Source organism: Candidatus Desulfolinea nitratireducens, from assembly GCF_982879505.1.
Map to the genome: position 1 here is coordinate 1 of NZ_CEYOSI010000010.1, position 13337 is coordinate 13337.

Genomic DNA, 13337 nt, shown 5'->3' on the forward strand with positions numbered 1-13337 from the left:
TCGCCTAGCCGATAATTGAGAAATGTCAAAATATTTTCAGCGAATGGACAGTAAAGATGATAAAACATTTTTTCTCGCGGAATTACCTCTCACGCTTTTTTGCCAAACCTCGTCGTGTGGCCCTGATTTATGCTGCGATGTCAATGGTAATTATGCTTCTGGTTTGGAAGCTGGCTGATCAATGGATAGAGGAAAGGTTGCGTGCTGAGGCTCAAGCTCAGGTTTCAAAAGAGGTCACATCTTATGGCATAAGCCTGACGCAGACTCTTACCCGGAGATTGAATTTGGTCAATGGATTGAGTGCCTTTGCGTCAATCAAAGCCGCGGACGGCACTATTCCCCACGAAGATTTTGAAGCCTTTGCTGAAAGCCTTTATATGAGTACAGATGGTCTTCGAAATATTGCTCTTGCACCTCATGGGGTGATAGCTTATGTCTATCCCTTTGAAGAGAATAAAGCCTCACTTGGATATGAACCGGCTGTAGATGAGCGCCTTAATGTTCGGGAAGATGTAAAGCGAGCGATCACAACAAAGGGGGTTGTGATGAGTTTGCCGATTGAGCTTGTTCAGGGAGGATTAGGCATAATCGCCAGGCAGGCCATTTTTGTTGATGAAGATTATTGGGGGTTAGCCAATATTGTTATTGATGTTCCCCCATTACTTAGTGAAGCAGGTTTTTCCCCTGAGGGGAATGATTTAATGGTCGCTATCAAAGATCAAGAAGGACAGGTGTTTTATGGCTCGGAAAGTGTTTTTGATGAAAATCCGGTCAGCACAAGCATTTTATTGCCTGAAAGAAGTTGGGAGTTGGTCGGAGTGCCAAAGGATGGTTGGCGCTCTACTTATGAAAAAAAGCTGAGGTTATCTCGAGTTTTGGCAGGAATTATCACCGTGTTTTGGACATGGACTTTCTACCTGGGTATTAATAGACAAGCACGCCTGGAGCAGAATGTAAAAGAAAAGACAGAAAACCTTCGTAATATCCTTCAGGATTTGCAAGCTACTGAAGATCGTTACCAGACCATACTTCATTCACAAACAGATTTGATTCTTCGCTTTTCACCTGAAGGCATTATCACATTTGTAAATGAAGCCTATTGTCAATTCTTTGGTAAGAAGCCCGACGATTTCTATGGTAAGGATTATCTGGAGAATGCTCCCAACAAAATCCGTCAGGTTCTCCATGAGAAAATTACTAATTTGAGCCAGGAAATGCCAATCATTCGAAACGAAAATGAAAATATAGATTTTCAAGGTAAAGTACATTGGTTCTCTTGGAGTAATCAGGCTATTTTTAACGCTGATGGAGACATTATAGAATATCAATCTGTTGGCCGTGACATTACTGAACAAAAGAAAGCAGATGAAGGTTTGCGTAAAAGTCAGGCGCTCTATCACCAGGCAGAATCTCTGGGTAAATTAGGGCATTGGGAGTGGGATCACATCAACCACAAGATGCTTTCATGCTCAGATCAGTTTGCGCGGACATACGAGATGACCGCAGACGAAGCACTGGTACACTTCTCAGATCTGGAAACTGAATTCAATGTAATTCATCCGGATGATCGCGCTCGCTACAAAAAACATTTTTTTGAGTCTGAGGAACAACTGAAAGGGATGAATATTGAATACAGGATCATCACCCCCTCAGGTGCAGTCCGTCATCTTAACCTACGCAGCGACGTTGTATTGGATGATCAAGGCAGGCTCCTCAAATCATTCGGGACAGAGTTAGACATCACTGATCGGGTGCAGGCTGACCAGATTGCACATCAACAGGCTCGGGATTCAGTCACATTATTTTCTGTTAGCCAGCTGCTTGCCCAGGCTCCACCCGAATCAACTGAAATCGCCTTAATTATAGCTCGTCAATTTGAAAATATATTTAGCTTATCCGAAGTCTCCATTGCTCTGTATGATCAGCAGACTAATGTTTTCCAATACCTTGTGGACTATTTCGATCCAGAAATTGCGCCGTCAGACTCTGTGGGTTGGAGGGGAAAAGTGGCATCCATGCCAAATAATCTTGTTTTAGTTCGTGCGATGGAAACCCTGGAACCCCAGATAGTGCAAGCCAGCGGTTCAAATATCAATTCGAGAATGTTGGCTTATCTGAAAGAAACCCAGGTAAAAACTGTGGCAATTTTACCTCTGGTTGTAAAAAGCCGTTTCATCGGGGTAATAGAATTGGAAACCTGGCTTGAAGAATACTGCTATACTCCGCGGGATATAAATCTGGCGATGGCCATCGCGAACCAGGCTGCTTTGGCCCTGGAAAGGGCTCAATTGTACGAGACTGCGCAGCATGAGATCCTGGAACGTAAACAGACAGATGAAGCCCTGCGAGAGAGCGAGGCGCGGTATCGTTCTGTAGTTGAAGATTCACCTGGGCTTGTTGGCAGTTTTTTACCTGGCGGAGAAATCGACTTTGTAAACAAAAGCTATGCTGAATACTACCAGAGTACTCCTGAAGCCTTAATAGGGACAAACTTCCTTGACCTACTTCTCGAAGAAGACCGCGCCGATGTGATGGCACAAATCTCCTCCCTCTCGAAAAAGAATCCTTTTGGCGTTCTCACACACAGGGTGGTCGATTCCAATGGGAAAATAAGACATCAACGTTGGGTAAATCGCGCCTTCTTTAATGAAAATCAAGAGATTATCGGTTACCAATCTTTTGGGGAAGATATTGAAGAAGAATACAGAACCCAACAATTGAAAAGTGCTCTTTATCAGATTGCGCAGGAGGCAAACCGAGCGTTAAGCCTTGATGAGCTATATCCTGCGATCCATGCAATTATTGCAGAGATGATGGTTGCCAAAAATTTCTTTATTGCACTTTACGATAAAGACGAAGACCTTGCTTATCCTGTTTACTTTGTTGATGAAAAGGATGATCCACCCACCACAAAGCATATTGGTCAGGGCCTGACGGCATACCTGCTCAGAATAGGTCAACCCTTGCTTTGTACCGCTCAGAAGTTTACAGATCTTGTGGCACGTGGGGAAATTGAAAAGGTTGGCTCAGCACCAAAAATATGGCTTGGGGTTCCTCTTATTGCAGAAGGACGCACTCTGGGTGTGCTGGCTGTTCAGGATTACCATAATCCACAAGCTTTCAGCACGCAGGATAAGGATTTCCTCGAAACGGTTTCAGCCTCTGTTGCAGCTATAATTGCGCGACAATTGGCAAAGGAAGAACTCCAAAAGCTCAACATCGAACTTGAAGAACGAGTCAAGCTTCGTACTGTAGAACTTGATCAACGCATAGCAACTGTCGAAAATCTTAACGCAGGTATGGCAAATATGATGGATGATCTCAACATCGCTTCTAAGATCGCCAGAAAAAAAACACGTGAACTCTTGGATTCCAACGTCGAACTTGAATCATTCACTTATTCTGTTTCTCATGACCTGCGTGCACCTCTGCGACATATTGAAAGTTTCAGCCGCCTTTTAAGCGACCAGCTTGGCGAGACGCTTGATCCGACATCTCTCCGCTATCTCAACAATATCGTTATTTCAACCGAAAGAATGAGAAACCTGATTGAAGACCTGCTAACTCTTTCAAGCGCTGGCAGAGCGGATTTGAATATTAAGCCTCTTGATTTCAATGCCGTCATCGAAAGCATCCGCGCTCAATTATTTGATGAGGTAGAAGGACGTCAGATTACATGGAAGATTGCTACCCTCCCCCCGGCCCAGGCAGATATAGGCCTAATGAAAGTTTTTTGGGAAAACCTGATCGGGAACGCGGTAAAATATACAAGGCCTCGCGAAAACGCAATTATTGAAATTGGCACTACACCCTCTGAAGGGCAAATCACTTTCTTTATCAAGGATAACGGCATTGGATTTAACCCAGAATATCACGAACAACTTTTTGGCGTTTTTCAGCGTCTTCAGAAAAATGATGAATTTGAAGGCTCTGGCGTTGGTCTGGCAACTGCCAAGCGCATTATCGAACGTCATGGAGGTCAGATTTGGGCAGATGGTGAGCCAGATAAAGGAGCAATTTTTTATTTCAGCTTACCTCAGGAACCGATTTACTAGATCAAATAAAATGACTAATTGCAATTTCCGGGATAATACCCATAGCTCCAGAATGGGAGCGCCAACATCTTTAACCATATATATTTGGATTTCTTATGTCAAAAACAATTAAGATCCTTCTCCTTGAAGACGACCCCCTCGACGCAGAACTGAATATCACAGCGCTGGAAGCAGAAGGATATCAGTGCAAATGGGAGTGCGTCCAATCGAAAAATGAATTTATTGCTGCATTAGACAACCCTGATTATGATTTGATTCTGATTGATTACAACCTGCCTGGTTTCGATGGGTTGACCGCTCTCAATATCCTCCGTAAAAGTCAACTGAATATCCCCGCCATTCTTGTTTCTGGAAACTTGGGAGAAGAATTGGCAATTGATAGCATTAAGGCAGGGGCAGTGGATTATGTCCATAAAGACCGCCTTGGAAGATTGGTGCGATCAGTTAAGCGAGCCCTGGAAGAGAACAAATTGCGTGTCAGAGAAAGAGAGCAGGCTGAGGATCTTGCTCTTTTCAGTAAACTCAATCAAGCGACAATTAATGGTTCCAGCATTTCTGAATTGATAGATATTCTTATGGTTGATATGAATATCTATTCCAGAGCAGTTGGTTTAAATATTTTCTTACTGAGCCAAGATCAAAAATATTTGGAAATGCAGCATTTTGATCTACCGGCAAAGGTGGGTGAAAAACTACAGAAACTGATCGGGACTAATCTTCTTTCTATGCGACTGAAAGTGGACGAGCAAAAGAGGATGCAGCAGGCACTGGAAAAGAGGGAAAAGCAAATCCTTGATGTTGATGAAGATATAGGCCAGGTTGTTTTGGGGTTGGTTGCAGCACTCGCCTCAAAACAGGATGAAGCTTCATTGAAGAAGCTTGCTTTGAAGGTCAAGAAATTGCTCACCCTTAAAGCAGTTGCCTTCTTGCCCTTGATCATCGAAAATCGAAAAATTGGTATTTTAGCATTCTCTCATAAAGAGCACTTATCTGCACAAAGTATTCAAAGGATGGAATCGATTGCATCACAGGTGATCGAAATTATTGCCCGCAAACTGGCCGATGAGGAGATTGAAGAATTGCATCGTCAGCAAAAATTAATTCTCGATTCTGCAGGCGAAGGCATTTTCGGATTAAATACAGGAGGGCAATTTACCTTTATTAATCCGGCTGCAGCAGAAATGTTGGGTTATTCAGTGAAGGAAATGTTGGGGAAACATTGCTGTATCTGTTTTTATCAGGGAAACCTCGGAGACAAATCTTGTGCTAACGGAGAATGTCCAGTTCGTAAAACCTATGGGGATGGAGAAAATATTTATCGGGGACGTATAGATTTTTGGCGTAATGACGGGAGTAGTTTTCCAGGACTTTTTTCCAGTACGGCAATAAAAAAGGAGGGAGTCCTGCTTGGGGCTGTGGTCACTTTTCAGGATATCAACGAGCAGGTTGAAGCCACGCGTGAAATCGCTCGTCTGGCAGAGGTGGTAAAGCAGGCCTCGATAACGGTGGCAATTACGGATCTGGAGGGTGATCTGGTTTACATCAATCCATATTTTGAAGATGCGAGTGGCTTTAGTGCAAAAGAGGCCTTGGGTGAAAAATTGAGTATCCTCAAAAGTGGCTTTCAAGATGACGCATTTTATAAAAAATTGTGGGATACGATAACCTCTGGAGAGACCTGGCAGGGCACTATTATCAATAAGCATAAAGATGGCAGTTTCTATCATGAGGATGCCAGTATTTTTCCTATAAAAACAAAAGATGGGAAAATAATTAATTTCGCAGCAGTGAAACAGGATATTACCGAGCGTAAGCGGGCTGAGGAACAGATCCGCTTGCAACTTTCTCGTCTTGATTCCCTGCATAAAATCGACACAGCGATCTCGGGGAGCACAGATGTAAACATCATCCTTGATGTTATTTTGGAGGAGGCGCAAAAAGAATTAGCAGTAGATTCGGCTAATTTGCTGCTCTTCAGACCTTCGTTGCAATCGTTGCATAGCGCCGCGCGAGTGGGTTTCAACGTAGAATCATTAACCCAACCACAATTACGCCTGGGGAAAGGATTGGCAGGAAAAGTTGCCTTGCAACGAGAGACGATTCAGGTGCATGATTTACGAGAAGAAAGCGATCTGTTAGCAAATTCCCCTGAATTGGTTCGTGAAGGATTCGTATCTTATGTAGGTGTGCCTTTGTTGGCCAAGGGAAAGCTGAAAGGGGTATTAGAGGTTTATCATCGCTCTATTCTGGAACCTGATGTTGAGTGGCTCAGTTTTTTGGATACTTTAGCCAGGCAGGCGGCTATTGCAGTTGATAGTATTTCACTATACGAGAATCTGGATAAAAGAAACGTCGAATTGCGTTTAGCCTATGAAGCAACTTTGGAAGGCTGGGCACATGCCTTGGAATTACGTGATATGGAGACAGAGGACCATAGCCGCCGCGTGACCAAATTTACAACGGACCTTGCTATCGCTATGGGAATGGATGGTCGTCTGATGGATCATGTTCGCCGGGGTGCATTATTGCACGATATTGGCAAAATGGGTATTCCAGATGACATTCTCAAAAAAGAAGGCCCGTTGACAGACGAAGAATGGGTCGAGATGAAAAAACATCCGGTTTATGCTTATGAGATGCTAAAGGAAATCATATATTTGAAACCCGCGCTTGATATTCCCTACAGCCACCACGAAAAATGGGATGGCAGCGGCTACCCATTACAATTGAGCGGAAATGCGATTCCTTTATCGGCACGCATCTTTGCCATCATTGATGTATACGACGCATTAAAAGCGGATAGACCCTATCGGAAAGCCTGGCCAGAAAAGAAGATCTTGGCTCATATTCGTGAGCAATCTGGCAAACATTTTGATCCAGAAGTAGTCGAGGCTTTTTTTAAGATGATTTCAGAGAAGGCCTAGAAAAAATGGATCTATCTTGAGATCAGATTCTGAAAAAGTAATCTACCTGTATATTAAATCCCTGAAATTAATTCCCCAAAATACGGAGCATCAATGCCAAAATCTAAAAATCGTGCTGTAATGATCTGGTTATTTGCCTTTGCCTTTGTTGTCGCCTTTCTGGTTGTTTTTGGCGGTTTTGTACGGTTAACTCGATCAGGATTGTCTGTAGTTGAGTGGAATCCAGTCAGTGGGATATTCCCTCCCATCGGTGAGCAAGCCTGGCAAAATGAGTTTGCCAAATATCAACTTACGCCAGAATTTCTAAAAGTTAATCATAATATAACCTTGGAGCAATACCAGCGAATTTTTTATATAGAGTGGCTTCACAGGCTGATCGCTCGCCTGGCTGGCTTATTCTACGCCATCCCGGTTTTCTATTTTTTAATCAAAGGGGCAATTCCTCTAAAAGAGTTTGGCATTTATGTTTTAATGGGTTTGCTTTTTATCGGTCAGGCATTTATGGGATGGTTTATGGTGGCCAGCGGTCTTATTGATCGTCCTTCTGTGAGCCATTTTCGGCTTACACTCCATTTGTTATTGGCGCTTAGTCTGTTTGCCTTAAGTCTTTGGGTAGCTTTGGGGCATCGTAATGGTTTTCCTGATTTTAAAATTAGCATCAAGCGGTCTGGATTTTTAAAGCTGGCCATCACTGGGATGATCGTCTTGCTTGTTCAGATTTCCTACGGTGGATTTACGGCTGGGCTGAAAGCTGGCCACGTATCCAATACCTGGCCCTTGATGTTTGGAAAATGGCTTCCAGCAGGTCTGTTTAGTAATGGAATTAATTTATTAAAGTCACCACAAACTATCGTATTCGTGCATCGTTGGTTCGCCTTTGTGGCATTGATTTTTGGGATAGCTTTATACTTTCTTGCCCGAAAACAAAATTACCACCCTGAAATTACCAGGGGATTGTTGTGGATTTTGGGCTTAGGGAGCTTGCAAATCGTTTTGGGTGTGTTGGTAGTACTTTTAAATGTCCAGATATCACTTGCGCTACTGCATCAATTAACCGCCGTTTTATTGTTTGGGTGGTCATTAATTTTACTGTATCGTTTACGTATATTGAATGTGTAAGAGTTATTTATGAAACCTGATATTTTTTGTAAAAATAACCGTTATTGATGTATTAAAATTTGCCAATCGTTTATAATTGTGAACTAAAAAACTATTATGTTCTAAGGAGTTTTGAAATGAAAAAGAGTTTTGTTTATAGTTTTATCATGCTTGCTATAATGGCAACATTGATTGCAGCTTGTGGTGGCGGAGAGACAGCTGCTCCAGCTGTTCCAGAAGGTCCTGTTGTTCCTGCTGAATATGCCGGAAAAACCAACTCATTTGCTGGGTCTTCCGAGGCAATTGCCGAGGGAAAGCAGGTCTTTGAAAGTACCTGTGCAGCATGTCATGGAGATACCGGATTGGGAGATGGGCCTGCTGCCGCCGCCTTAACACCTCAGCCTGCCAGCCTGGTAGAAGTCAATAAAACAGCCGCCGACGATTACCTCCTCTGGCGAATCTCTGATGGAAAAGAGGGAACCGCCATGGTCAGTTGGAAGACCAGCTTTAGCGAAGATCAAATATGGCAGGTGATTTCTTATTTGAGAACCTTCAAATAAGATTGCATTTCTTTCTAGCAACAACGCTCTGCGTTGCGGAATGTCTACAGGTTCCCAACGGAGAGCATTGGGATAAGGACTGTAAAAACCGGTACGCCTTATAAAAAAAGTCTCGCTGGTTTTTTCAACCAGCGAGACTTTTTTGTTTAGACAACCGCGTCTATCATCAGAGCCAGGAAAATAAAGGCCAGATACATGCTAGAGTAGCGGTACATTTTCCATGCAATTTGGTTGCCTTCTATCTTCCAGACTTGCCATGCAGTGTAGATTAACCAGATCCCCAGCGTCACTGCCGAGATAAGATAGATCGTACCGGCAAATTTAAAGACCGACATCAATAAGGTCAACGCGACCAGCTCCAGCGTATAGATCAAAATTTGCCTGCGTGTTTCTCTCTCACCACGCACGACTGGCATCATTGGGACACCCGCACGCGCATAATCTTTTTTGCGGACTATTGCCAGCGCCCAGAAATGGGGCGGAGTCCACATAAATACAATCGCAAACAGGAATAAGGCGGGAATATTCAAACTACCCGTAACCGCTGCCCAACCCACCAGGGGTGGAATTGCGCCTGCCCCCCCACCAATGACGATATTCTGGACAGTCGCTTTCTTCAAGAGGATGCTATATAGCACCACGTAATAAATTATTCCAGTCAGCGACAAAAATGCCGCCAGCAAATTGACGAAACCTGCGAAAATATAAAAACTGATCACCGATAGGGCCAGTCCAAAGGCAAAGCCTTCAGCGGGAGTCATACGCTCTGCCGCCAGTGGGCGTTGAGCGGTGCGCTGCATATTCTTGTCCAGATCGCGATCAATATATTGATTTAGGGCAGATGAGCCACCCGCAGCCAGATAGCCGCCCAGCATTGTCCAGAAGGTCAGGGATAAGGAGGGCCAGGCTTTGCCGCCCACCACCATGCCAGCATAAGTTGTCACCAGCAAAAGCAAAACAACGATGGGTTTGGTCAGTGTCAGAAAATCACGTGATCGTTGTCGGAGATCAAGCGGAGGGAAGGCCACAGTCTCACGCGCCAGGAAAGCAGAAGCAAGCACAAGTCCAAGCAGGCTTCCCCACGATAGAATCCCTGTCAACGTATGCATTACTGCCAAATAGTGAGGGAAACCGCGTGTTACTTCCATCGCACCTACAAATGCCTGGGCGAAGAATAAGATCACGGTCAGTGTCGAGAGTGGCAGCAATATACGGTGGTCGCGCATATCTCGCCATGCCCGATGAAGCAGGTAGATCATCAAGGCACTGGCAAAACCTACTGAAGCGCGGTGCAGCAATTGCATCCATCCCAGCACTCCCTGAGGCTCGCAAAGGGGCCAACCTGTGCAGGCATCGGTTGCGTCGGCCATGGTCACCAGCCTTCCACCGAATGAGACCAGTAAAACGGCAAGCAAGACAAAAAGTGTCAGGCGAGTAAATGAGGATGAAAGTGAAAATTTCATAATTTTTCCTTTATCTGTTGGCGCACATAGAAGGGGTATCCCAGCATAAGTATGCTTGCATAGGTGAACCATTGCACGGCATATCCCTGATGAGACCCCTCGTTGAGTTCAATTTCTGGCTGGTAGGGGATTGGGGGTTCAATATCCTGCGGATCAGGATCGGGTTGGATATAAACAGCCAATAGTGGATATGGCATCTGTTGACGGATACGCTCAAGATTGACAAGATTCCAGAATTCGAGTTTTTCCTGCCCCGGAGCAAGCGCCGGATCGGGGACTCCCCCCATATCTGGTTTGGTCTGCCCAAGTCGAATCTGCCCCTGGATGCTGATCTGTCCGGGCTGATCATATTTCCGCCAATCAACAGGCGAGTCATTTCCCTCGGCTGGAATCCAGCCCCGGTCCACCAAGGCAGCAGTCCCATCCTCCAGTAGGAGGGGGGTGAGAAGATGGAAGCCATATTCATTCTGGAAATAGCGATTTCGAAGAACAACTTGCTTTTCAAAATCATATTTCCCGCTGATGGATACTGTCCGGTATTCCATGATGGCCAGATCTTCTGTTATTTGACTGTTCAGGTTCAAAGGTTCCATCATCCAGACACTTTCAATATGCGCATTAAAAGCTCGGCGTTGCTCGAGACGATCCAACTGCCAAATGCCAAGGCGGATGCAAAGCGCACCGCCAGCCAATACTAGCAAGGTGGCCAGCAACCATTGTTTTGAGATCATAGCGCGGAATAATTTCATGCGTCTTTTCCTGGTTTTTTCAAAGAAATAGTTTATGGTTTCTTGACTGTCACTTCGAGAATTTCTTCGCCAGCCGTTTGAAATTTCAAGGTGATCTGGAAATTATCTCCAGTATTGAGATCATCATGCAATCCAATTAGCATCACATGCAATCCACCAGGTTTGAATTCAGTCTTACCAACAGGAATGGATACCTCGTGCTGTGGCTTCATCTGCATAACCTCACCATCCATCATGGAGATGTGAATTTCAACAGCCTGTGCAATATCACTGGAGGCAGAGATTAAAGTATCTTCTTCGCCGGTCGAATTATCGATCAGAAAATAAACAGCACCATTGCCATCTGCAAGGCCAGGGCGTGCCCAAACATCACTGATCTCTAACGAGTCATTTCCTGCAGAAGCTCCACAAGCCGCCAGAATGAGTACCAAAATTGTGAGAATAAAGAGCAAAGAGGATTTCATCATTTGGTTTATTTTTCTTTAAGGATCATTTGATCAGGTTAATTTTCTTCTGTTTCATCAGACTTCAACGGAAAAACCAAAAGGCTGTATAGGAAGAAAAACATTGCAGTAGGCGGGGTTGCCAGCCCAAAAGCTTGTAAGCGTGAATTTAACGTAGTCCGCGACCGCACATCGAAATCCAGGTAGCGTGAAGGCTGGAAAGTACAGCCCAGGGTATATTTATTGGCATTTTCCATCAACAGGCTGGCGCTGGAACCAGCAGGGATCCACAGGGGGCCAAGCTCGTGAGGTACGTCATCTTCGTTGGTGACCTGCAAGGTATCGCCTATCACAAAGATCAATTCTGATGGAATGGTAGGGTCAGCTTCCCCTGCGCTTATTCGCTCTGCCGTCCCGGCTGGGATAGAAACCTCTACAATTTCGGGAGGGCGATCTGTTTTTTCTTTTAGTAATAAATGCGCGCCTTCGTTAATCAATCCAACAAATATGAACGCCCCCAACACTGATAATAAGAAACGTTTCCTGTATGTGGGAAAATTTTTGTTCATATCTTTTACTCACTATCCAATAAATAGGCCAGATCGTCTGCCATCGCTTCGAATTCCATGCCAAATGGAAAGGTCAGCCGTAAATTGCCATTTCTGTCAATGACATAGACGCGGGAAGTGTGATCCACCAGATAACCGGATGCACCATTAGTCTCATTCTTCTTGCGGTAGACGCCGAAATCACTCCAGATGGATTCCAGCTCCGTGATATCGCCAGTCAAGCCGATGAAAGATGGGTCAAAAGTAGTGACATATTTTTCAAGTTGATCAGGGGCATCTCGTTCAGGATCGACGGTAATCATAAGAACCTGGATTTCGGATGCATTTTCACCCAGACGTTCTTTCGCTCTGGCGAGATCGTATAGTGTAGTCGGGCATACATCCGGGCAGAATGTGTATCCAAAATAAAGCAATACCAATTTGCCTTGTTGATCAGAGAGACGAAAGTTTTTTCCATCAGCTTGTTTTAAAGAAAAATCAGCCGTTGGGAGTGGTGGCTCAATCAAGGATCCCTGAAAAGCATAAGGCTGGGCTAAAAAATAAAATCCGGCAAATACGACTAAAACAATTATCAGTCCATTCACTATTTGCCGGAAAAGTTTTCTGGTCATATTGAAAAAGTGTGAAATCAGTAGTAATCAGTTTATACAAACTGATTACTACTGATCAGCTAATTAACTTTATCCAACCACTGTACCGATCAGGTAAAGGGCTGGGTAGTAGAAAATCCAAACTACATCAATAAAATGCCAGTAAGTGGCACAGGCTTCCACGCCCCAATGTTTTTCAGCGGTATAAAGCTCTTTGCGTCCATTGCGATAGACGATCACCAGGAAGATCACGCCTGTAAGCACGTGAAAAGCGTGCATACCCGTCATCATATAGAAGAGCGCGCCATGGGCCCCATCGCCCGGGCCGAAGGGCGCCAATTGCCATTCGACACCGACCACGCCAACGAGGAAGATCACGCCCAAAACAAGGGTGATTAACGTGCCTCGCAGGAAGGTTTTTTGATCCCCATGAGCCATGGCTGTCTCAGCCCGATTCATATAAAATGAACTGATCAAAAGTACTGAGGTGACGATCAGACCCAGGGTCTGATCCAGATGAGGGCGGGTAAAGCCCATCAGGTAGAAGCGAGAGATCAACAAGCCAGCAAAGAAAAACGCGTCTGAGAGGAGGAATAACCATAAACCCAGGCGGTTGGTCCCCAATTTATATTTGTAGCTTGTGCGATTATCCAAGGTAGATGTAGCCATTAGTGTTTCTCCTCTTCACTGAACAACCTTGGCAGATGCATATAATGCTGAATTACCAGCCAGGCTTTTATGATGGCTATTCCAACCAGCAAATACCACCACTGGAAGTTCACAGTAGCAATTAAATACTCACCAAGGGTAAGTACTGCTAAAATCACAAAAATGATAACGCCGAACGTTAAGGCTTTCTTTTTCTTATCTTCCATGAGATTTCTCC

At 44.5% G+C, this 13337-nt stretch carries 11 protein-coding genes; 4 read left to right on the plus strand and 7 right to left on the minus strand.

Annotated features, from left to right (window positions below; translation table 11 throughout):
* The first annotated feature begins 56 nt into the window (after positions 1-56).
* The 4 genes from AC3DOM_RS01675 (at position 57) to AC3DOM_RS01690 (ending at position 8637) form a co-directional block, all read left to right on the plus strand.
* Positions 57-4055: a PAS domain S-box protein gene (locus tag AC3DOM_RS01675; protein ID WP_487917287.1), complete on the plus strand. Its 3999-nt coding sequence runs from the start codon at positions 57-59 to the stop codon at positions 4053-4055.
* A gap of 95 nt (positions 4056-4150) precedes the next feature.
* Positions 4151-6979, plus strand: a complete 2829-nt coding sequence (locus AC3DOM_RS01680; protein WP_487917288.1) for an HD domain-containing phosphohydrolase — start codon at positions 4151-4153, stop codon at positions 6977-6979.
* Positions 6980-7072: 93 nt separating this feature from the next.
* Positions 7073-8098: a COX15/CtaA family protein gene (locus AC3DOM_RS01685; protein WP_487917289.1), complete on the plus strand. Its 1026-nt coding sequence runs from the start codon at positions 7073-7075 to the stop codon at positions 8096-8098.
* A 116-nt stretch (positions 8099-8214) separates the two neighbouring features.
* Positions 8215-8637 (plus strand): c-type cytochrome, encoded by a 423-nt coding sequence (locus tag AC3DOM_RS01690; protein WP_487917290.1) that lies wholly within the window; start codon positions 8215-8217, stop codon positions 8635-8637.
* A gap of 146 nt (positions 8638-8783) precedes the next feature.
* Here the strand turns inward: AC3DOM_RS01690 and AC3DOM_RS01695 are convergent, their stop codons facing one another.
* From AC3DOM_RS01695 to AC3DOM_RS01725, 7 genes are all read right to left on the minus strand, one after another.
* Positions 8784-10100, minus strand: a complete 1317-nt coding sequence (locus AC3DOM_RS01695; RefSeq protein WP_487917291.1) for a heme o synthase — start codon at positions 10098-10100, stop codon at positions 8784-8786.
* Complete coding sequence (locus AC3DOM_RS01700; RefSeq protein WP_487917292.1) at positions 10097-10849, minus strand: SURF1 family protein; 753 nt, start codon at positions 10847-10849, stop codon at positions 10097-10099. The genes AC3DOM_RS01695 and AC3DOM_RS01700 overlap by 4 nt, the downstream gene beginning before the upstream one ends.
* Positions 10850-10881: 32 nt before the next feature.
* Positions 10882-11316, minus strand: coding sequence for a copper chaperone PCu(A)C (locus AC3DOM_RS01705; protein WP_487917293.1), 435 nt, complete (start codon positions 11314-11316; stop codon positions 10882-10884).
* Between the two features lie 35 nt (positions 11317-11351).
* A complete protein-coding gene (locus AC3DOM_RS01710) occupies positions 11352-11861 on the minus strand; it encodes a cupredoxin domain-containing protein (protein ID WP_487917294.1) in 510 nt (169 codons plus the stop codon).
* A 5-nt stretch (positions 11862-11866) separates the two neighbouring features.
* The gene (locus AC3DOM_RS01715) at positions 11867-12472 is read right to left on the minus strand and encodes an SCO family protein (protein ID WP_487917295.1); all 606 of its coding nucleotides are present in this window, start codon (positions 12470-12472) and stop codon (positions 11867-11869) included.
* A 69-nt stretch (positions 12473-12541) separates the two neighbouring features.
* Positions 12542-13120, minus strand: coding sequence for a cytochrome c oxidase subunit 3 (locus AC3DOM_RS01720; RefSeq protein ID WP_487917296.1), 579 nt, complete (start codon positions 13118-13120; stop codon positions 12542-12544).
* Positions 13120-13326, minus strand: coding sequence for a cytochrome C oxidase subunit IV family protein (locus AC3DOM_RS01725; protein ID WP_487917297.1), 207 nt, complete (start codon positions 13324-13326; stop codon positions 13120-13122). Before AC3DOM_RS01725 ends, AC3DOM_RS01720 begins: the two co-directional genes overlap by 1 nt.
* Positions 13327-13337: the final 11 nt, after the last annotated feature.

Bases quoted from the DNA above. Each gene is read 5' to 3' on its own strand.
- AC3DOM_RS01675 (WP_487917287.1), top strand. From the start codon at position 57: ATGATAAAACATTTTTTCTCGCGGAATTACCTCTCACGCTTTTTTGCC.
- AC3DOM_RS01680 (WP_487917288.1), top strand. From the start codon at position 4,151: ATGTCAAAAACAATTAAGATCCTTCTCCTTGAAGACGACCCCCTCGAC.
- AC3DOM_RS01685 (WP_487917289.1), top strand. From the start codon at position 7,073: ATGCCAAAATCTAAAAATCGTGCTGTAATGATCTGGTTATTTGCCTTT.
- AC3DOM_RS01690 (WP_487917290.1), top strand. From the start codon at position 8,215: ATGAAAAAGAGTTTTGTTTATAGTTTTATCATGCTTGCTATAATGGCA.
- AC3DOM_RS01695 (WP_487917291.1), bottom strand. From the start codon at position 10,100: ATGAAATTTTCACTTTCATCCTCATTTACTCGCCTGACACTTTTTGTC.
- AC3DOM_RS01700 (WP_487917292.1), bottom strand. From the start codon at position 10,849: ATGAAATTATTCCGCGCTATGATCTCAAAACAATGGTTGCTGGCCACC.
- AC3DOM_RS01705 (WP_487917293.1), bottom strand. From the start codon at position 11,316: ATGATGAAATCCTCTTTGCTCTTTATTCTCACAATTTTGGTACTCATT.
- AC3DOM_RS01710 (WP_487917294.1), bottom strand. From the start codon at position 11,861: ATGAACAAAAATTTTCCCACATACAGGAAACGTTTCTTATTATCAGTG.
- AC3DOM_RS01715 (WP_487917295.1), bottom strand. From the start codon at position 12,472: ATGACCAGAAAACTTTTCCGGCAAATAGTGAATGGACTGATAATTGTT.
- AC3DOM_RS01720 (WP_487917296.1), bottom strand. From the start codon at position 13,120: ATGGCTACATCTACCTTGGATAATCGCACAAGCTACAAATATAAATTG.
- AC3DOM_RS01725 (WP_487917297.1), bottom strand. From the start codon at position 13,326: ATGGAAGATAAGAAAAAGAAAGCCTTAACGTTCGGCGTTATCATTTTT.